16 protein-coding genes are annotated in these 19,081 nt (G+C 71.9%); 5 read left to right on the top strand and 11 right to left on the bottom strand.

All coding sequences use genetic code 11. The annotated features are described in order from the left end of the window. Nucleotides 1-6: 6 nt before the first annotated feature. The 8 genes from ACFYMO_RS01120 to ACFYMO_RS01085 all read right to left on the bottom strand — a co-directional run bounded on the left by ACFYMO_RS01120 (nt 7) and on the right by ACFYMO_RS01085 (nt 11,549). Complete coding sequence (locus tag ACFYMO_RS01120) at nt 7-1,377, bottom strand: ThuA domain-containing protein (protein WP_366771416.1); 1,371 nt, start codon at nt 1,375-1,377, stop codon at nt 7-9. Nucleotides 1,378-1,390: 13 nt separating this feature from the next. Continuing rightward, nucleotides 1,391-3,853: a PQQ-dependent sugar dehydrogenase gene (locus ACFYMO_RS01115; protein ID WP_388543410.1), complete on the bottom strand. Its 2,463-nt coding sequence runs from the start codon at nt 3,851-3,853 to the stop codon at nt 1,391-1,393. 285 nt (nt 3,854-4,138) lie between these two features. Continuing rightward, nucleotides 4,139-5,137, bottom strand: a complete 999-nt coding sequence (locus tag ACFYMO_RS01110; protein WP_019359332.1) for a sugar phosphate isomerase/epimerase — start codon at nt 5,135-5,137, stop codon at nt 4,139-4,141. Between the two features lie 9 nt (nt 5,138-5,146). After that, on the bottom strand, nt 5,147-6,361 hold the full coding sequence (locus ACFYMO_RS01105) for a Gfo/Idh/MocA family oxidoreductase (protein ID WP_366771419.1): 1,215 nt from the start codon (nt 6,359-6,361) through the stop codon (nt 5,147-5,149). Nucleotides 6,362-6,482: 121 nt separating this feature from the next. Then, nucleotides 6,483-7,568, bottom strand: coding sequence for a substrate-binding domain-containing protein (locus ACFYMO_RS01100; protein WP_366771420.1), 1,086 nt, complete (start codon nt 7,566-7,568; stop codon nt 6,483-6,485). Further along, nucleotides 7,565-8,575, bottom strand: a complete 1,011-nt coding sequence (locus ACFYMO_RS01095) for an ABC transporter permease (RefSeq protein ID WP_366771421.1) — start codon at nt 8,573-8,575, stop codon at nt 7,565-7,567. Before ACFYMO_RS01095 ends, ACFYMO_RS01100 begins: the two co-directional genes overlap by 4 nt. Before the next feature lie 124 nt (nt 8,576-8,699). Further along, nucleotides 8,700-10,202, bottom strand: a complete 1,503-nt coding sequence (locus tag ACFYMO_RS01090; RefSeq protein ID WP_366771422.1) for a sugar ABC transporter ATP-binding protein — start codon at nt 10,200-10,202, stop codon at nt 8,700-8,702. A 165-nt stretch (nt 10,203-10,367) separates the two neighbouring features. After that, nucleotides 10,368-11,549: an ROK family transcriptional regulator gene (locus ACFYMO_RS01085; RefSeq protein WP_366771423.1), complete on the bottom strand. Its 1,182-nt coding sequence runs from the start codon at nt 11,547-11,549 to the stop codon at nt 10,368-10,370. A gap of 196 nt (nt 11,550-11,745) precedes the next feature. Between ACFYMO_RS01085 and fdhD the strand changes: the two genes are divergently transcribed. After that, nucleotides 11,746-12,624: a formate dehydrogenase accessory sulfurtransferase FdhD gene (gene fdhD / locus ACFYMO_RS01080; RefSeq protein ID WP_366771424.1), complete on the top strand. Its 879-nt coding sequence runs from the start codon at nt 11,746-11,748 to the stop codon at nt 12,622-12,624. 68 nt (nt 12,625-12,692) lie between these two features. Here the strand turns inward: fdhD and ACFYMO_RS01075 are convergent, their stop codons facing one another. Then, nucleotides 12,693-13,718 (bottom strand): bile acid:sodium symporter family protein, encoded by a 1,026-nt coding sequence (locus tag ACFYMO_RS01075; protein ID WP_366771425.1) that lies wholly within the window; start codon nt 13,716-13,718, stop codon nt 12,693-12,695. A gap of 369 nt (nt 13,719-14,087) precedes the next feature. On the opposite strand from ACFYMO_RS01075, the gene ACFYMO_RS01070 reads away from it, so the two are divergent. Together ACFYMO_RS01070 and ACFYMO_RS01065 are read left to right on the top strand one after the other, a co-directional pair. Further along, the gene (locus ACFYMO_RS01070) at nt 14,088-15,914 is read left to right on the top strand and encodes an AMP-dependent synthetase/ligase (RefSeq protein ID WP_388543406.1); all 1,827 of its coding nucleotides are present in this window, start codon (nt 14,088-14,090) and stop codon (nt 15,912-15,914) included. 136 nt (nt 15,915-16,050) lie between these two features. Further along, nucleotides 16,051-16,890, top strand: coding sequence for an aldo/keto reductase (locus ACFYMO_RS01065; RefSeq protein ID WP_360292296.1), 840 nt, complete (start codon nt 16,051-16,053; stop codon nt 16,888-16,890). A 34-nt stretch (nt 16,891-16,924) separates the two neighbouring features. Here ACFYMO_RS01065 and ACFYMO_RS01060 read toward each other — a convergent pair whose 3' ends face one another. Then, nucleotides 16,925-17,230: a 4a-hydroxytetrahydrobiopterin dehydratase gene (locus ACFYMO_RS01060; RefSeq protein WP_388543404.1), complete on the bottom strand. Its 306-nt coding sequence runs from the start codon at nt 17,228-17,230 to the stop codon at nt 16,925-16,927. 88 nt (nt 17,231-17,318) lie between these two features. Between ACFYMO_RS01060 and ACFYMO_RS01055 the strand changes: the two genes are divergently transcribed. Then, entirely contained in the window at nt 17,319-18,191 is an 873-nt protein-coding gene (locus ACFYMO_RS01055) for a helix-turn-helix transcriptional regulator (RefSeq protein ID WP_366771428.1), read from the top strand. Between the two features lie 21 nt (nt 18,192-18,212). Next, nucleotides 18,213-18,521, top strand: coding sequence for a YrhK family protein (locus tag ACFYMO_RS01050; protein WP_360292303.1), 309 nt, complete (start codon nt 18,213-18,215; stop codon nt 18,519-18,521). Between the two features lie 169 nt (nt 18,522-18,690). On the opposite strand, the gene ACFYMO_RS01045 is transcribed toward ACFYMO_RS01050, so the two are convergent. Continuing rightward, nucleotides 18,691-19,059, bottom strand: a complete 369-nt coding sequence (locus ACFYMO_RS01045; protein ID WP_366771429.1) for a VOC family protein — start codon at nt 19,057-19,059, stop codon at nt 18,691-18,693. Between the last annotated feature and the right edge of the window lie 22 nt (nt 19,060-19,081).

The raw sequence follows: 19,081 nt of genomic DNA, 5'->3' as shown, positions 1-19,081 counted from the left end.
GCGGTGTCAGCGGGGTGCCGACGCGCGGATGCGTACGTCGCGGAAGGCGACCTCGTCCCCCTCCCCGTGGTTCTGCAGACCCACGTATCCGTCCGTGAGGCTCCGGACCGGGTCGGTGTTGGTGAAGTCGTTGATCAGTACGCCGTTGAGGTGGACGCGCAGCCGCTCGCCCTCGACCCGGATCTCGTAGGTGTTCCACTCCCCCGGCGGGTTCAGCGCGGCGTCCCGCGCGTCGAGGTCGGCCGACTGGAAGCCGTAGACCGCTCCGGTGGTCCGGTCGTCGGCGTCGGTGGCGTCGATCTGGATCTCGTAGCCGCGGTCCACGGCCGACCAGGGGTCGTCGGAGGCGGGGAAGCCGACGAAGACACCGGAGTTGTCGTCCCCGTCGGCACTCGCCATCCGCCAGTCGAGCTTGAGCGAGTAGGAGCCGTAGGAGCGGGCGGCGTACCACAGCAGGCCCATCCCGCCGCGGGTGGTGAGGGTGCCGTCGGCGCTCTCCTCGAACGCACCGGGGCCGGCCTGCCGCCACTCCTGGGTGCCGGGACCGTCGCCGGTGCCCGCGTACAGCGTCGTGTAGCCGTTCTCCGGACGGCAGTCGGCCCGCGCCGCGCCGGTGGCGTACCGGATGCCGCCCAGCAGGTGCGCGCGGAAGGCGGGGTCGGCGTAGGACTCCCGGGTGTGCCCGGCACCGGTGTAGAAGGCGCGGCCGCCCGCGTACTCCTGGCACCAGGCCAGCGGGTGGTCCTCGCCCATCGTGCCGCCGGTGTAGGAGTCCTCGTCCAGGGATGCCAGGATGCGGGCGTGTGCGCGCGGATCGGAGCGGTAGTTGTACCACTCGTCGGTGCGCTCCCAGTCCGCGCCCAGGTGCGCGGTGGCGGGGTGGGCGCGGTCCTCGATCCGCACCGTGGCGGGCTGGATCGCCGGGTGGGACGCGAAGTAGGCGCCCGCGAGCCCGCCGTACCACTCCCAGTCGTACTCGGTGTCGGCGGCGGCGTGCACGCCCACGTAGCCGCCGCCGTCGCCGATGTACTCCTCGAAGGCCGCCTGCTGGCGCGGGCCCAGCACGTCGCCCGTCGTCGAGAGGAAGACGACAGCGTCGTACCGGGCCAGCTTCTTCGGGGTGAAGGCGGCGGCGTTCTCGGTGGCGTCGACGGTGAAGCCGTGCTCGGCGCCGAGTTCCCGCACGGCGGCGATGCCGGCGGGGATGGAGTCGTGGCGGTATCCGGCGGTCTTGGAGAAGACCAGCACACTGCCGGCCGCCTGCTGGTGCCCGCCGCCGTGGGGCTGCGCGGCCTGGCTCGGCGCGGCGAGCACGCCGGCCAGCAGTGCACCGGCTGCCAGAGTGAGGCGGGCGCGGGGGATGGATGCCCGGGTCATGCGCGTCCTCCGTTCAGCCGGTGGTGACGGTGAAGCTGTCCAGGTCGTAGAGCGCCCCGTCGCCTCCGGTGAAGACGAGGCAGAGCGTGTCCGCGTCCGCGGGGACGCCGCTGATGCCGGTGCTCACCTCGGTCCAGCCGTCCGTGGCGGAGATCTGCGCGGTGCCCAGCAGCGGCCCGTCGGGGCCGTCGGCGCGGACTTCGAGCGCGGCGTCCGCGGTGCCGGCCACCCGGGCGGTGAGCTGGGTGACGTCGGTGGGCGCGTACGGCGCGTAGGCGATCCACTGGCCGTCCCGCGCCTCGGTGACGGCCTTGCCGCCCTCTGCTCCGGCGGGCTCGCCGGTGCTGACACCGTCCGCCGCGCTGGTGAAGTGCTCGGCCTGGCGGTGCTTGGGCTGCAGGATGCTCTGCCCGTGGCTGGTCAGCGGGGGTTGCCCGCCTGCGCCGTTGTCGGTGTAGGAGGCGTCGAAGACGCCGAAGATGTCGGCGTTCGGGTCGTGTTCCCCGTCGGCGAGCGTCTTGATGGTGCCCTTGCAGCCCTTGGCGGAGGTGAGGGGGTGGCCGTGGCTGTCGTGGCCGAGGATGTAGGCGACCTCGACCCGGGAGCAGTCGATCTGCTCCTCCTCGGGGTCGGTGACCTGCACCTCGAAGGGGATCTCGTCGCCGAAGGAGAAGGGCTGCCCGTCGGCGGGGAGCTTCAGTTCGACCTGGGGTGCGGTGTTGCCGACGGTGATGTGCACGCTGGCGGAGCCGGTACGGCCGGAGGGGTCCTCGGCGGTGACGGTCGCCGTGTAGGTGCCGTTCGCCTCGTAGGTGTGCGTCGGCTCGGCCTCGGCGGAGGTCGCGCCGTCGCCGAAGTCCCAGCTCAGTTCGGTGGTGTCACCGTCCTCGTCGGTGGCCTCGGCGGAGAAGGAGACGGTGAGCGGGGCCTGGCCGTCGCTGATGTCGCTGCTGGCCTCGACGACGGGGCTGTGCCCGTCGGTGGCGTTCTCGATGCGGTAGAGGGCGGAGTTCTCGTCGCCGTTGAAGTAGCCGGTTCCGTAGTCGAGGACGTACAGCGCACCGTCGGGGCCGAAGTCCATGTCCATGACCTGGGTTCCGGACCAGGGGAAGTCGTTGATCCGCACGTTGCCGCCGTCGCGGTCCTGCTCGACGCGCTTGATCCAACGGCGGCCGAACTCTCCGGCGAAGAAGTCCCCGTCGTACTCGCGGGGGAAGGCCACCGGGGAGTCGTTGTGGGGGTCGTAGCGGTAGACGGGGCCGCCCATCGGGGACTCGGAGCCGTCGCCGAACTCGGGGACGGAGTCGCCGTCGTAGGGGATCCACGCCGGCTGGGCCGCGGGGAGCCGGGTGCGTCCGGTGTTACGGGGCGAGGTGTTGCGCGGTGCGGAGCAGTCGAACTTCTCGCCGGAGGTGCCGGTGGCGAAGTCGTAGTCCGTGTAGGCGTCGTTCTTGCCGGTGCAGTACGGCCAGCCGTAGTTGCCCGGGCCGGTGACGCGGGCGAACTCGACCTGGCCCGCGGGGCCGCGTTGCGGATCGGCGGTGCCCGCGTCCGGTCCGTAGTCGCCGACGTAGACGGTGTCGGTCTTCTTGTCGACGGTCATCCGGAAGGGGTTGCGGAAGCCCATCGCGTAGATCTCGGGCCGGGTCCTCGCGGTGCCCCGCCGGAAGAGGTTGCCGCGGGGAATCGTGTAGGAGCCGTCCTTGCGGACCTTGATGCGGAGAATCTTGCCGCGCAGGTCATCGGTGTTGCCGGCGGAGCGCTGCGCGTCGAAGGCGGGGTTGCGGTCGGCGCGCTCGTCGATGGGCGTGTAGCCGTCCGACTGGAAGGGGTTGGAGTCGTCGCCGGTGGACAGGAGCAGGTTGCCCTTGGAGTCGAAGGCGATGTCGCCGCCCACGTGGCAGCAGGTGCCCCGGTCGGCGGGGACGTCGAGGACCTTGCGCTCACTGGACTCGTCGAGGGTGCCGTCGGGGCGCAGGACGAACCGGGAGAGCCGGTTGACGCCGGCGAACTTCTCGAAGTCGGCGGCGGTGCCGGTGTCGGGGGCGTCGCCTTCGGGGGTGTCGAGCGGCGGCGCGTAGTAGAGGTAGACGAAGTGGTTCTTGGTGAAGCGCGGGTCGACTCCGACGCCTTGGAGGCCCTCTTCGTCGTGGTTGTAGACGTCGAGGCGGCCGGCGGTCCTCGTGTTGCCCTGCGCGTCGGTGAGCCGCAGGGTGCCGTCGCGTGAGGTGTGCAGTACGGAGCGGTCGGGCAGCACGGCCATCGTCATGGGCTCGCCCATCTCGGCCACGCCTTTGGCGAGGGTCACCTGCTGGAAGTCGCCGGCGGCGGGCGGGGCGGCCTTGTCCGGGGCGGGGGTGGGGGGTGCGTCGGCGGCCTGGGCGGCGACCGCGGTCGCGCCGGTGAGCAGGAGGGCGCCGACGAGCGCGGCTACACGGGTGCGGAGACATCGTTGTCCGCGGGGTCGAGTGTGCACAGCGGATCCTCCCTGGTGGGGGTGGGTTGACTGGTGCCGTGCGCTGCGCCCGCGCTGCACAGGAGGGGGCGCGCTGTTGTCCCGTACGCCTCAAGGACGGTAGCGGCGTTTATCCGGAGCGGGAACCCCTTTGACACGCATCCCCGACAGTTTTGTCCACGCGCAGGACAAAGACCCGAGAGCGCGCGGAGACCCCGCGCGACCGCACCGAGGCGGAAGCGCGCAGGGCGGAGCCGGAGCACCGGGAACGGTGCCCGCGGCCCCGCACCGGCGCCGTGCGGGCAGTCAGTTGCCGAACGCCGAGTCGAACGAGGCAGTCGGCGGTTCGTAGTCGAACGCCCGCAGCCGCGCCAGCGCCTCCGGGGCGCCTGCGAGCCGGTCCATCCCGGCGTCCTCCCACTCGACGGACACCGGCCCCTCGTAGCCGATGGCCCGCAGCATCCGGAAGACGTCCTCCCAGGCGACGTCGCCGTGCCCGGCCGAGACGAAGTCCCACCCCCGGCGCGGATCGCCCCACGGCAGATGCGAGCCGAGCCGGCCGTTGCGGCCGTCCAGCCTGCGCCGGGCCTCCTTGCAGTCGACGTGGTAGATCCGGTCCCGGTAGTCGTAGAGGAACCCGGCCGGATCCAGGTCCTGCCACACGAAGTGCGAGGGGTCGAAGTTCAGTCCGAAGGCGGCCCGATGCTCGACCGCCTCCAGGGCGCGCTGGGTGGTCCAGTAGTCGTAGGCGATCTCGCTGGGGTGCACCTCGTGCGCGAACCGCACGCCCTCGGCGTCGAAGACGTCCAGAATCGGGTTCCACCGCTCGGCGAAGTCCGCGTAGCCTCGGTCGACCATCTCCGGGGGCGTCGGCGGGAACATGGCCACCAGATGCCAGATGGAGGAGCCGGTGAAGCCCACGACGGTGCGCACGCCGAGCGCCGCGGCGGCCCGCGCGGTGTCCTTCATCTCCTCGGCGGCCCTGCGGCGCACCCCCTCGGGGTCGCCGTCGCCCCAGATGCGCGGAGCGACGATGGCGCGGTGGCGCTCGTCGATGGGGTGGTCGCAGACGGCCTGCCCGGTGAGGTGGTTGGAGACCGCCCAGCACTCCAGGCCGTACTTGTCCAGCAGGCGCCGCCTGCCGTCCACGTATCCGGGCTCGTGCAGCGCTTTGTCGACCTCGAAGTGGTCGCCCCAGCAGGCCAGTTCCAGGCCGTCGTAGCCGAAGTCGCGGGCGAGGCGGCAGACCTCCTCCAGCGGCAGATCGGCCCACTGCCCGGTGAAGAGGGTGAACTTTCGTGCCACGGTGACCTCCTAGGCGGTTGCCGCGGCCGCCCCGGCCGCGGATGCCTCGTGCTGGACCGGTGTGTAGACGCAGTCCCGCCCGGCGCTCTCCTCGACGGCGGCCAGCACCCGCTGGACCTGGAGCCCGTCGTCGAAGGAGGGGGCCGGCGGGGTGCCCGTCGCGATGGCGTGCACCAGATCGCGGGCCTGGTGGGTGAAGGTGTGCTCGTAGCCGAGGCCGTGGCCGGGCGGCCACCACGCCTCCAGGTAGGGATGGTCCTGCTCGGTGACCAGGATGCGGCGGAATCCGGCTTCCCCCGCGGACTGGGTGTGGTCGTGGAACTCCAGCTCGTTGAGGCGCTCCAGGTCGAAGGCGAGGGAACCGAGGGTGCCGTTCAGCTCGACGCGCAGCGCGTTCTTGCGCCCCGCGGCGACCCGGGTGACCTCGAAGGAGGCCAGCGCCCCGGAGCCGAGCCTGCCGGTGAAGACCGCGGCGTCGTCCACGGTGACCGGGCCCCGCTCCCCGTCCGGCTCGCCCTCCCGCAGCGGGCGCTCCCGGACGAACGTCTCGGTCTGCGCGGAGACCCCGGCCAGCGGGGTGCCGGCCAGATGCTGGGCGAGGTCGACGGCGTGCGCCCCCAGGTCGCCGAGGGCCCCGGAGCCCGCCGCCTCCCGGCGCAGCCGCCAGGCCAGCGGGAAGGCGGGGTCGACCAGCCAGTCCTGCAGGTAGCACACCCGCACGTGCCGCAGCTCCCCCAGTCTGCCGTCCGCCACCATGCGGCGCGCGAGCGCCAGCGCGGGGGTGCGGCGGTAGTTGAAGCCGACCATGGCGACCTGGCCGCGCTCCCGGGCCGCGCGCGCCGCCGCGGCCATGGCCTCGGCCTCCTCGACCGTGTTGGCCAGCGGTTTCTCGCACAGGACGTGCTTGCCCGCCGCCAGCGCCGCGATCGCGATCTCGGCGTGGCTGTCACCGGGCGTGCAGATGTCCACGAGCTGGACGTCCGGGCGGGCGATCAGCGCCCGCCAGTCGGTCTCGGCGGCGGCCCAGCCCAGCCGCTCGGCCGCGGTGCGCACGGCCGCCGGGTCGCGCCCGCACACGGCGGCCAGCGCCGGCCGCAGCGGCAGGTCGAAGACCCGCCCCACGGTGCGCCAGCCCTGCGAGTGCGCCTGGCCCATGAAGGCGTAGCCGACCATGCCCACGCCCAGGGGCGGCGCGGTGGCGGGCGCGGTGCTGTCGTACGGCATCGAGGTCCTCCCTCTGGAGGGGCTCCTGCTCCGGCCCCGGGCCGGGAGGTGCCCCCGGATCTGCGTCAGCGGTCCGGACGGTGCGGGCGGTCCCGGCGGAGGGGGCCGCCCGCCCGGGCTGTCAGGTGAAGCCGATCGGGAGGTACTCCTCGACGTTCTTCTCGGTCACCACCGCGGAGTAGAGGGTGACCTGGGCGGGGATCTCGTATTCGGCCATACCCGCGATGCCCTTGCCCTGGCCGAGGGCGCGGGCCAGGTCGATGGCGGAGGCGGCCATGGTGGGCGGGTAGAGGACGGTGGCCTTGATGACGCTGTCGCCGTCCTTGATGGCCTGCATCACGCGCTTGGACCCGGCGCCGCCGACCATGAAGAACTCGTCCCTGCCCGCCTGCTTGATGGCGCGTTCGGCGCCGACACCCTGGTCGTCGTCGTGGTTCCACAGCGCGTCGAAGCTCTGCTGGGCCTGGAGGAGCTCGGACATCTTCTGCTGCCCGGACTCGACGGTGAACTCGGCGGCCTGCCGGGCGACCTTCTTGATGTTGGGGTAGTTCTCCAGCGCGTCGTCGAACCCCTTGGTGCGCTGCCGGGTCAGCTCCAGATTGTCGATCCCGGCCAGCTCCACGACCTTGGCGCTCTTCTTGTCCTTGAGCTGTTCGCCGATGTAGTGCCCGGCGTTGAGGCCCATGCCGTAGTTGTCGCCGCCGATCCAGCAGCGGTACGCCTGCTGCGAGGAGAAGACGCGGTCGAGGTTGACCACGGGGATGCCGGCCCGCATGGCCTTGAGGCCGACCTGGGTGAGGGCCTTGCCGTCGGCGGGCAGCACGACGAGCACGTCGACCTTCTTGTTGATGAGCGTCTCGACCTGGCCCACCTGGGTGGCGTTGTCGTTGGAGCCCTCGGTGGCCTCCAGGGTGACGTCCTCGTACTTCCCGGCGCGTTTCTTCGCCTGGGTGGTGATGGCGTTGAGCCAGCCGTGGTCGGCCTGCGGACCGGCGAACCCGATGGTGACCTTCTTGCCGGGCTTGTCATCGGCGACCTCGGCGCCCGCCGAGTCCGTGTCCGCGTCGTCGTTGTTCTCGTTGCTGGTGCAGCCGGTGGCGAGGAGCGCGGCTCCGGCCGCCGCGGTGCCGAAGAGCATGCTGCGGCGGCTGGTGGCCGGGAGACGGGAGGCGGGTGGCGTGTCAGGGGTGCGTGGTCTGATGTTCATGACGTGGAACGACCCTTCTGGACCAGGACGGCCGCGACGATGATCGCGCCCTTGGCGATCTGCTGGATGTCCGTCTGGAGGTTGTTGAGGGCGAACAGATTGGTGATGGTGGTGAAGACCAGGACGCCGAGCACCGAGCCGAGGATCGTGCCACGACCGCCGCTGAGCAGCGTGCCGCCGATGATCGCGGCTGCGATGGCGTCGAGTTCGTACAGGTTGCCGTTGGTGTTCTGGCCCGAGCCGGTGAGGATGACGAGCATGAACGCGGCGATTCCGCAGCACAGTCCGGAGAGCAGGTAGAGCAGCAGCCGCTGCCGCCGCACGGCGATGCCGGCCAGCCGGGAGGCTTCCGGGTTGCCGCCGACCGCCACCGTGCGGCGCCCGAAGGTGGTGCGGTTGAGCAGCAGCCAGCCGAGCACGCAGACGAGCGCGAACACCAGGACGATGGGCGGGACGCCCAGCACGTAGGAGTCCTTGACGCCCAGGTCGAGCACGGCGTCGACGGTGACGACCTGCGTCCTGCCGTCACTGATCTGCAGGGCCAGTCCCCGGGCCGAGGCGAGCATGGCGAGAGTGGCGATGAAGGGCACCATCGGCCCGTAGGCGACCAGCAGCCCGTTGACGAGTCCGCAGCCGACGCCGACCAGCACACTGCACAGCAGCATCCCGCCGAGGCCGAAGTCCTGGGTGGCCAGCGTCGTCGCCCACACCGAGGCGAGCGCGACGATGGCGCCCACCGACAGGTCGATGCCGCCGCCGATGATCACGAAGGTCACGCCGACGGTGACGACGCCGATGACGGACGCCTGGGTGAGGACGAGACGGAGGTTCTCGGCCGCCAGGAACTCGTCGGGTTTGGTGATCGCCCCGACGACGGCGAGCGCGACCAGCACCCCGATGAGCGAGAGGTGGCGCACGTCGAGCGGGAGGCGGCGGACGGCCGGTGGCCGGTCCGCCGGGGGCGCGGGCGTACCGGGCTCACTGGCCGTGGTTGCTGGCGAGTTCATGACGGGTCACCTCTGAGGGGACGGAGGCCGGTGGGTGGATGCGCGGGCGCCGCCGCCGGAGGGCGGGTGCGGCCGCGCGGTCCGCAGCCGCACCCCGGCAGCGGCCGGGGGGTGCGGGGGCCGCTCATTCCGGGGTGCCTTCCATCACGAGGTCGAGCACCCGGTGCTCGTCCAGTTCGTGCGAGGGGGCCTCGTGCACCACACGGCCCTCGCGCAGCACCAGCACCCGGTCGGCGAGGCCGAGGACTTCGGGCAGTTCGCTGGAGACGAGCAGTACGCACACCCCGGAGTCGGCGAGCCGCCGGATGACGGCGTACAACTCTGCGCGCGCACCGACGTCGACGCCGCGGGTCGGCTCGTCCAGCAGCAGCACCCGGCAGCCGCGCAGCAGCCAGCGGGCGAGCACCGCCTTCTGCTGGTTGCCGCCGGAGAAGGTGCGTACCGGCCGTTCGGGGTCGTCGGGACTGAGCGCCAGCTCACGGGTGCGCCTGCGGGCCTCGGCACCCTCCCGGGCCCGGTCCAGCCAGCCGCCGCGGGAGAAGCGGGGCAGCGAGGAGACGGAGACGTTGCGGGTGACCGACTCCAGCATCAGCAGCGCCTGGGACTTGCGCTCCTCGGGCGCCAGTCCCAGCCCGGCACGTACGGCGGCGGGGATGCTGCCCGGACGCAGCGGCCTGCCGTCCACCAGGACGCGTCCCGCGGTGGGGCGGCGCGCGCCGTAGAGCGTCTCCAGCACCTCCGAGCGACCGGATCCCACCAGCCCGGCCAGGCCGACGATCTCGCCGGGCCGCAGCTCCAGGTCGAGCGGCTCGAACTCGCCTGCCCGCGCCAGTCCTTCGGCGGCCAGGATCGGCTCGGCTCGGGGCGCGTCCTGTGCCGAGCGCTGCGGGAAGACCTGCCGTGCGTCCCGGCCCGTCATCCTGGCGACCAGTTCGTCGGTGGGTGTGCTGCGGGCCGGCAGGTCGCGGGCGGCGACGCGGCCGTCCTTGAGGACGGAGACCCGGTCCCCGATACGGCGGATCTCCTCCAGCCGGTGGGAGATGTAGACGACGGCGACGCCGTCGGCCGTCAGATCGCCGACGATCCGGAAGAGGTTGTCGACCTCGTCGGGGTCGAGCGCCGCCGACGGCTCGTCCATCACGATCAGCCGTACGTCGTGCGAGAGTGCCCGGGCCATGGACACGACCTGCGCTCCGGCGGCGGACAGGGAGCCCACGAGCGCGGCCGGGTCGATCTCGGGGTGCCCGAGCCGGGCCAGCAGTTCCGCCGTCCGCGCCCGCGCGGCACGGGGGCGCACCAGGCCGCGGGTGGCGATCTCGTGGCCGAGGAAGACGTTCTCCGCCACCGACACGTGCTCCACCAGGTCGAGTTCCTGGTAGATGGTGGCGATACCCAGCCGCATAGCGGAGACCGGGGTGGGCAGCCGGACCCGCTCGCCCCGCCAGGAGATCTCCCCGCCGTCGGGCTGGTGGGCGCCCGCGAGCACCTTGATGAGGGTGGACTTGCCCGCGCCGTTCTGGCCGAGCAGGCAGTGCACCTCGCCTTCCTCGACATCGAGGTCGACACCGTCCAGCGCACGGACACCGGGGAACGATTTGGTGATTCCGGACATCGTCAACAGGGGCATGCAGGACCTCCGTCCCAGGGGGTCGTACGGGAGTTCGCCGTGCGGGAGCGGTGCCGTCGATCGGTTGCGGTGCGCTGCGCTGTGCGTCGTACGGGCCGGGGAACTTCGCGGCCGGGGCCGGGGAGGTGGTGCGTGCGGTGTCGGGGAGGCGCCGGGACCGGGGGGTTATGCGGGCGAGAACAGGTGGTCGCTGGTGAGCCGGGCGGCGCCCGTCACACCCGCGACCTGTCCCAGCTCGCCCAGGACGATCGGGAGGTTGCCGGTCGCCAGCGGCAGCGACTGGCGGTAGACCTGGGTGCGGATGCTGGCCAGCAGGGTGTGACCGAGCCCGGTGACACCGCCGCCGATGACCACCAGGCCGGGGTTGAAGAAGCTGACCAGGCTCGCGATGACCTGGCCCACCCGGGCGCCGCCGTCCCGGATGAGGTCGAGCGAGGTGCCGTCCCCCGCGGAGGCGGCGGTGGCGATGTCGGACGCGTCGAGCCGCCCCTTCTCGGCCAGCAGCCGGGCCAGTTCGGGCGACCGGCCCTCCCGGGCGGCCTCCTCCGCGTCCCGGGCGAGGGCGGCGCCGCCGAAGTACGCCTCCAGGCAGCCGCGGTTGCCGCAGGCGCACTGGCGGCCGTCGGGTTCGACCTGGATGTGCCCGATGTCGCCCGCGCTGCCGGTGGTTCCGCGGTGCACCTCGCCGCCGACGACCACTCCGCAGCCGATCCCGGTGCCGATCTTGACGCAGAAGAAGTCCCGCACCGAGCGCGCGACCCCGGCCTGCATCTCGCCGGTCGCCATCAGGTTCACGTCGTTGTCGACCATCACCGGGCAGCCCAGTTCCTGACTGAGCGCCTCCCGGACGGGGAAGCCGTCCCAGCCTGGCATGATCGGCGGTGCGACGGGCGTGCCCTCCGGGAACCGGACGGGCCCGGGAACGCCGATGCCCGCGCCGTCGAACCCGTCGGCGACCCCGCTGTCGCGGAGTTTGGCCACCATCGCCAGCACCTGGTCGAAGACCGCGACCGGGCCCTCACGGACGTCCATGGGCTGGTTGAGGTGCCCCAGGACCTCCAGTTCCGGGTTGGTGACCGCGACATCGACGGAGGTGGCGCCGATGTCGACCCCGAGGAAGCGGAGGCCGGGCGCCAGCCGGATGTTGTGCGAGCGGCGTCCGCCCCGGGAGGCGGCGAGGCCGTCCGCGACGACCAGCCCCGTCTCCAGCAGCCGGTCGACCTCGACGGCCAGCTTGGAGCGGGACAGGTCGACCCGGTCCCCGAGTTCGGCGCGGGACCGCGGGCCGCCGTCACGCAGCAGGCGGAGCAGCCGCGCCTGGTGCGCGTTCGCGGGCCGTGCAGTCATGCGCCTCACCGCTACCCCTCCAGCCGTTCGTGTCGGCGTCGTGTCCGGGAAAGTACGGGGAACGTAGCAGCGGCGGCCGGAGTTGGAAAGAAGTTCTGCACAAACCCGTGCGACTTCTTCCCGGGAATGGACAAAGAGTCCCCGCGGGAGCCGGCCGGTTGGCTTAGGGTCGGAGCGACCAGGAGGTGAGGGCACCATGGGCAGGGTCACCGCACGACGCCCCGTCGTACGCGTCCGGGAGGGGGCGGTCAGCACACGTCCGGACACCCTCGTCACCGAGGAACCCCTGGAGATCCGGCTCGGCGGCCGGCCACTGGCGGTCACCATGCGCACCCCCGGCGACGACTTCGCGCTGGCGACCGGATTCCTGGTCAGCGAGGGAGTCGTCGGCGCGGCCGAGGACATCGCCGGGATCTCCTACTGCGGTGACGCCCGCGACGAGGACGGCGCCCGCACCTACAACACGGTCGACGTACGCCTCGCGCCGCACCTCCCCGCACCCGACATCGCCAGGCTGGAGCGCAACGTCTACACCACGTCCTCCTGCGGACTGTGCGGCAAGGCCAGCCTGGACGCGGTCCGCACCACGGCGCGCTGGGAACTGGACCGCGAGCATCCGCACGGCGTCGGCACCGGGCTGCTGGCCCGGCTTCCGGACCGGCTGCGCGCCGCCCAACGGGTGTTCGACCGGACGGGCGGGCTGCACGCGGCGGCACTGTTCTCGACCGCCGGCGAGCTCCTCGACGTACGCGAGGACGTGGGACGGCACAACGCCGTGGACAAGGTGGTGGGCCGCGCGGCGCGGGACGGCTCGCTCCCGCTGCGCGACGCGCTGTTGATGGTATCCGGGCGTGCCTCGTTCGAGCTGGCGCAGAAGGCGGTGATGGCGGGCATCCCGGTGCTGGCGGCCGTCTCGGCGCCGTCGTCCCTCGCCGTCGACCTGGCGGAGGAGGCGGGGCTGACCCTGGTCGGGTTCCTGCGCGGCTCCTCGATGAACATCTACGCGGGGTCGCACCGGCTGGCGCTGCCGGCCGCGTCGGCCTCGTCGGCTGAGCCGGCGGCGGGCGCCGGCTGAGCCGACTGCCCGTCTGCCTGCGAGGAACCGTCCCCGAGCCGAGCGGCGGCTCTTCGGCTGCGGACCGCTCAGCCGCGGACCGCGCGTGGGCCGGGCGATGCGTCCTGCTCGGGTTCCGGTTCCGGGCCGGGGTCCGGAGCAGCCGGCTCCCGGGCCCACCGCCGCGCCAGGTAGGCACAGACCAGCAGTTGCATCTGGTGGAAGAGCATCAGTGGCAGCACCGCGACGCTCGCCTCGGCGCCGAAGAGCACGCTGGCCATGGGCAGTCCGGCGGCCAGGGACTTCTTGGAACCCGCGAAGCAGATGGTGAGGCGGTCGGCCCGCTCGAAGCCCAGCCGGCCGGCGCCGAACCAGGTCAGTACCAGCATGGCGGCCAGCAGTACGGCTTCCACGCCGAGCAGGGCCGGGAGCCGGGCGGGGCTGACCGCACTCCACACGCCCTCGGTCATGCCCTGGCTGAAGGCGGTGTAGACGACGAGCAGCACCGAGGAGCGGTCCACATACCCCAGCGCGCGCTTGTGCCGGGTCAGGAAGCCGACCAGGCGGCGGCGGAGCTGCTGCCCCGCGAGGAAGGGCGCCAGCAGTTGGGCGGCGATGCCGAGCAGGCCGTCGGCGGAGAGCGCGGCCCGGCCGCCGATGAGCCAGGCGGCCAGCAGCGGGGTGGCGAGCATGCCGAGCAGGCTGGAGTAGGTGCCCGCGCAGATGGCGGCGGGCACGTTGCCGCGGGCCAGCGCCGTGAAGGCGATCGAGGACTGGATGGTGGAGGGGACGAGGCAGAGGAAGAGCAGCCCGTCCTGGAGCTGCGGGGTGAGCACGTAGGGGACGAGCCCGCGGGAGGCGAGCCCCAGCAGCGGGAAGACGACGAAGGTGCACGCCACGACGGCCAGGTGCAGCCGCCAGTGGCGGAGCCCGTCCACCGCCTCGCGGGTGGACAGTCGCGCTCCGTAGAGGAAGAAGAGCAGGCCGACGGCCGCCTTGGTGGCCCAGCTGAACCCGTGCGCGGCCCCGCCCGACGCGGGCAGCAGGACGGCGATCAGCACGGTGGCCACCAGCAGCAGGATGAAGGGGTCCAGGAAGCGGGCGATGCGGCGCATGCCGACCAACATATCGATCTGCGGAATCGGTCTTCCGCAGTACCGGGGCGTCCGGGGACCCGCAGCGGACCCCGGATAGGGGGAGCGCCCTGCGGGAACATCTCCGGGCACCTCGGGACACCGCTCCCCCGCCGTCACACCAGTCCCCGATGACCCGCACCTTTCGCAAACGCTCCGGTTCGCTCGCGAATATTCGGTGCAGAAATCCGGCGGGCGGGGAAACGGCCTCGCGGGCATCCGCGAGGGGGTCGTCGAACTGTCCCAATTGACCGACTGACCTGCATCGACACCCCTGCCGATCACGGCCCGCCATCGGATACGGTCCTGGCGCGGTGCCACCTGGTACCGCGCAGTCGAGGAGCAGAGCCTTTGCGCGAGTTCACCGTTCCGGCCCTGACGACCACACCCCAGGTCGGCGGAGTGGCCGATGCCGTCTTCGCGCACGCCGAGCGGACCCCCCACCTGCCGTTGCTCGCCCGCAAAGGCCGGGACGGCGACTGGCAGGACGTGTCGGCGGCAGCGTTCCGGGACGAGGTCATGGCGGTCGCGAAGGGTCTGCTGGCCCAGGGCGTCCGGTTCGGCGACCGCGTGGCGCTGATGTCGCGTACGCGCTACGAGTGGACGCTGCTGGACTTCGCGCTGTGGACACTCGGCGCCCAGTCCGTGCCCGTCTACCCGACCTCCTCGGCCGAACAGGTCGCCTGGATGCTGTACGACGCCGAGGTGACGGCCGCTGTGGTCGAGCACGAGGACCATGCGATGACCATCGGTTCGGTCGTCGACGGGCTGCCGCGGTTGAAGAAGCTGTGGCAGTTCGACTCCGGAGCGGTGCGGGAGCTGATCGCCGCGGGGGCGCACCTCGAGGACGAGGTCGTCCACCGGCACCGGCTCGCGCTCACCCCGGACACGGTCGCCACCGTCATCTACACCTCCGGGACCACCGGCCGCCCCAAGGGCTGTGTGATCACGCATGCCAACTTCATGGCCGAGACCGACAACATCATCGCCCGGTACGACCGGGTCTTCAGTGCCAAGGCAGGGGAGCAGGGCTCCCTGCTGCTGTTCCTGCCGCTGGCCCACGTCTTCGGCCGGATGGTGGAGGTGGCGGCGGTGCGGGCCGGGCTCAAGGTGGGGCACCAGCCGGAGATGACGGCGCGGGCGCTGCTGCCCGACCTGGCGGCGTTCCGCCCCACCTTCATCCAGGCGGTCCCCCACCTGTTCGAGAAGATCTTCGCGAGCGCGCGCCGCAGGGCCGAGTCAGAGGGGCGGCTCGGACTGTTCGAGAAAGCCGTGGAAGTGGCGGTCCGGTACGCGGAGGCCGTCGAACACAAGGCGTTCGGCACCGGCCCCGGCCCCGGCGCCTCGCTGCGGATGCAGCACCAGTTCTACGACAAGTTCGTCTACGCAAAGCTGCGCGAGGCCATGGGCGGCCGCTGCCGGTACGCCATGTCGGGCGGCTCGGCCATGGAGCGGCGGCTGGGCCTGTTCTTCGACGGTGCCGGAATGCGGATCTTCGAGGGGTACGGGCTGACCGAGACGACGGCCGCCGCCGTGGCCAACCCGCCCGAACGCCCCCGCTTCGGCACCGTCGGGCAGCCGGTGCCCGGCACCACCGTGCGGATCGCCGAGGACGGTGAGATCCTGGTCAGCGGCGGTCAGATCTTCGGCGGCTATCTGAACAACGCGCGTGCCACCCAGGGCACCCTGCGCGGCGGCTGGTTCGCCACCGGCGATCTGGGTGCCCTGGACGAGGACGGCTATCTGACGATCACCGGCCGCAAGAAGGAGATCCTGGTGACCTCCAGCGGCAAGAGCGTCTCCCCCGGACCGCTGGAGGACCGCGTCCGCGAGCATCCGCTCGTCGGGCAGTGCATCGTGCTGGGGAACGACCGGCCGTACATCTCCGCGCTCCTCACCCTCGACGAGGAGGCGGTGCAGCACTGGCTCGCGATGCGCCAGAAACCCGAGACGGACCCCGCGTACCTGCTGCGGGACGAGGACTTGGAGACGGAGATGCGCAGGGCGGTGGTCGCCGCGAACACCCAGGTGTCCCAGGCGGAGTCGATCCGCACGTTCCGCATCCTCGCGGCGCCCTTCACCGAGGAGGACGGACTGCTGACCCCGTCGCTGAAGCTGCGGCGCGCCGCGATCGAGGCGGCCTGCGCGGCGGAAATCGAGGCGCTGTACCGGGGCTGACCGGCTCGGCACCGAACAGGGACGAAAATGTGTTCGACTCGGAATAGATGTCCGGCGTCACTCGCTGAACCCGGGGGCGGAACAAACGCCGACAGCGAAGCAACGCACGCACAACACTGAACGTAAGGACCCACGCGTGAGCAACGTTCCCACCATCACGCTCAACAACGGCGTCACGATGCCGCAGCTCGGCTTCGGCGTCTGGCAGGTGCCCGCCGACGAGGCGGCCACGGCGGTGACCACGGCGCTGGAGTCCGGCTACCGCAGCATCGACACCGCGGCAGCGTACGAGAACGAGGAGGGTGTCGGCCGTGCGCTGGCCGCCTCCGGCCTGCCCCGCGACGAGGTGTTCGTCACCACCAAGCTGTGGAACGCCGACCAGGGGTACGACACGACCCTGCGCGCCTTCGACGCTTCCCTGGCCAAGCTCGGCCTGGACTTCGTCGACCTGTACCTGATCCACTGGCCGATGCCGGAGGTCGACAGGTACGAGGAGACCTGGCGGGCCTTCGAGAAGATCCACGCCGACGGGCGCGCCCGCGCCATCGGCGTCTCCAACTTCCAGCCGGCCCACCTCAACCGGATCATCCAGCTCGGCGGGACGGTACCGGCCGTCAACCAGATCGAGCTGCACCCCCGGCTGCAGCAGTCGGTGCCGCGAGCCTTCCACGCCGACCACCACATCGCCACCGAGGCGTGGTCGCCGCTCGGCCAGGGCGGTGACCTGCTCGACGACCCGACGCTGGGCGGGATCGCCGAGCGGCACGGCAAGACCGTCGCGCAGGTGGTGCTGCGCTGGCACCTCCAGCTCGGCAACGTGGTGATCCCCAAGTCGGTCACCCCGTCCCGGGTCCGGGAGAACATCGACCTCTTCGACTTCGAGCTGAGCGGCGAGGAGATGGCCCGGATCGCCGAACTCAACACCGACACCCGGATCGGCCCCGACCCGGACACCATGAACTGGACCGGCGACTGACACCCACCGGGGCCGCCGCCGCGGCGCGCGGCCCTCAGCTCGCCCCGTGGCCCGGCGCGATCTCCTCGATCCGCCGGGCCAGGGCGATGTCCAGCTCGGTGATCCGCCCGCCGGCACTGTGCGTGTTGACGGTGACCGAGAGCGCGTCGTAGCCCAGTGTCAGCTCGGAATGGTGATTGAGCTCCTCCTGCAGCGCCGCGATGTGCATCGCCATCGCCGCCGCGGGGAGGTGCCCCGGCAGGGAGTAGCTGCGCGAGACGCTGTCGCCGTCGGTCGTCCAATGCGGAAGACCGGCCAACGCCTGCTCGGTCTCCTCGGGGGTCAGCGGCTGGGGGGCCATGAGGGTCCCTTCCTCGATCGGCCGCGGTCCGGCCGGACGGCGGTACGGGGCCCCAGCCTGCCACGCGGCGTCGGTTACCGTCTGGTCCATGACGCTTCTGTCCGGGACGCGCTCCGACGCGCCCTCCGTGGGGACGCTGCTGCGCGGGTGGCGCGAACGCGCGGCGCTCAGCCAGCTCGAACTGGCACTGCGCGCCGACTCCTCCGCACGCCACATCAGCTTCATCGAGACCGGGCGCACCACGCCCAGCCGCGAGATGGTCCTCAAGCTGGCGGCCACCCTGGACGTCCCGGTACGCGAACGCAACACGCTGCTGCTGTCCGCCGGCTTCGCACCGGCCTTCGCCGCGACCCCGCTGGACGACCCGGCCCTCCAGCAGGTGCGGGGCACGCTGGAGCGGATGGTCGCCGCCTACCAGCCTTACCCCGCACTGGTGCTCGACGGCGGCTACACGGTGGTGGCCGCCAACACCGGCCTGGCCGCACTGCTGGAGGGGGTCGCCCCGCGCCTGCTGGAACCCCCGCTGAACGCCATGCGGATCACCCTGCACCCCGAGGGGCTCGCGCCCCGCATCCGCAACCTCGCCGAGTGGCGGGGCCACCTGCTGGACCAGATGAGCCGGCAACTCGCCCTGCACCGCTCCCCCGCACTGCGGGCCCTGCACGACGAGGTCGCCGCCTATCCGATGCCGGACGCGGACTCCGCGGCTCCCGGGGACGCGGCGGCTCCCGTGCCCGGGGACCCCGCCGCCCCGGCGGACGGTGCCCGTGCGGCCGACACGGCGGACCAGCCGCGCTTCGCGCTGCCCCTGATCATCGAGCACGGCGGACAGACCCTCTCGTTCCTGTCCACCATCGCCACCTTCAACACCCCGCTGGATGTGACCGTCTCCGAACTCGCCGTGGAGACCTTCCTCCCGGCCGACCCGGCGACGGCCAAGGCACTGCACGGCACCGGGTGAGATCCGCTAGCGTTCCTGACCGTGTCTCAGAACCCCCCACACCAGCACAGAAGCGGCAGCCTCACCCTGCATCTCGGCAAGGAGGAGCTGGTCGTCCGGCAGCGCTACGAGACGGCCAGCGTCGCCAACGACGTCCTGATCGCGGTCTGGTTCCTCATCGGCAGCATCATGTTCTTCTCACCCGAGTGGACCCGCACCGGAACCTGGTGCTTCGTGTTCGGCAGCGTGGAGCTGCTGATCCGTCCGGTCATCCGGCTCACCCGGCAGTTGCACATCCAGAAGATGCGCGGCGGCACCCGGGGGATGACCGCCTCCGACCAGGACTACTGACGTTCCCGCGCGGATTCCGCGGTGCTGTCTCCTGCCGAGGACACCCCTCGGCAGGAGACAGCACCCGACCGCGCGACGCCCGACCCGCGCTGACGGCCCCCGAAGCCACGGCCGCACGGCTCCGCGGACGTCCGACGGCCGGCACAGGCACAGGCACAGCGGAACAAGGTCACCCGGCCGGGACCGGCTGAGTGAGGTTCACCGCGTTGCCGTCGGGATCCTGGATGTGGGCGACGCGCTGCCCCCACGGCATGTCCTCGGGGCCGCGGCGGACCGAGCCGCCCAGCGCCTCCACCCGGCCGAGCGTCTCGTCGAGGTCCTCGACACCGATGCTGAGCAGGATGCGCGGCGCTGCCCCGGTCCCCGGGTCCGCCTTCGCCACCAGCCCGAGGTCGGTGTCGCCGATGCGCAAGCCGAGGTAGAAGACCGGGCCCTCCGCCGGCACCCGGAAGATCTCCTCGGCACCGAACAACTGCGTGTAGAAGCCGAGCAGAACATCGTGGTCGGCAGTCAGGATCACTGGCTGAATGGTGGACATGGCACTCCTGTCGGGAACGGTC

The sequence above is a fragment of the Streptomyces sp. NPDC007025 genome (assembly GCF_042869455.1).
GTDB lineage: Bacteria > Actinomycetota > Actinomycetes > Streptomycetales > Streptomycetaceae > Streptomyces.
Note: the sequence above shows the minus strand (reverse complement) of the source record. Positions and strands in the feature narration are given on the sequence as shown.

Coding starts and splice junctions, on each gene's coding strand:
- ACFYMO_RS01120 (WP_366771416.1), bottom strand. CDS start 1,377: ATGACCCGGGCATCCATCCCCCGCGCCCGCCTCACTCTGGCAGCCGGT.
- ACFYMO_RS01105 (WP_366771419.1), bottom strand. CDS start 6,361: ATGCCGTACGACAGCACCGCGCCCGCCACCGCGCCGCCCCTGGGCGTG.
- ACFYMO_RS01100 (WP_366771420.1), bottom strand. CDS start 7,568: ATGAACATCAGACCACGCACCCCTGACACGCCACCCGCCTCCCGTCTC.
- ACFYMO_RS01095 (WP_366771421.1), bottom strand. CDS start 8,575: ATGAACTCGCCAGCAACCACGGCCAGTGAGCCCGGTACGCCCGCGCCC.
- ACFYMO_RS01090 (WP_366771422.1), bottom strand. CDS start 10,202: ATGCCCCTGTTGACGATGTCCGGAATCACCAAATCGTTCCCCGGTGTC.
- ACFYMO_RS01085 (WP_366771423.1), bottom strand. CDS start 11,549: ATGACTGCACGGCCCGCGAACGCGCACCAGGCGCGGCTGCTCCGCCTG.
- fdhD (WP_366771424.1), top strand. CDS start 11,746: ATGGGCAGGGTCACCGCACGACGCCCCGTCGTACGCGTCCGGGAGGGG.
- ACFYMO_RS01075 (WP_366771425.1), bottom strand. CDS start 13,718: ATGCGCCGCATCGCCCGCTTCCTGGACCCCTTCATCCTGCTGCTGGTG.
- ACFYMO_RS01060 (WP_388543404.1), bottom strand. CDS start 17,230: ATGGCCCCCCAGCCGCTGACCCCCGAGGAGACCGAGCAGGCGTTGGCC.
- ACFYMO_RS01055 (WP_366771428.1), top strand. CDS start 17,319: ATGACGCTTCTGTCCGGGACGCGCTCCGACGCGCCCTCCGTGGGGACG.
- ACFYMO_RS01045 (WP_366771429.1), bottom strand. CDS start 19,059: ATGTCCACCATTCAGCCAGTGATCCTGACTGCCGACCACGATGTTCTG.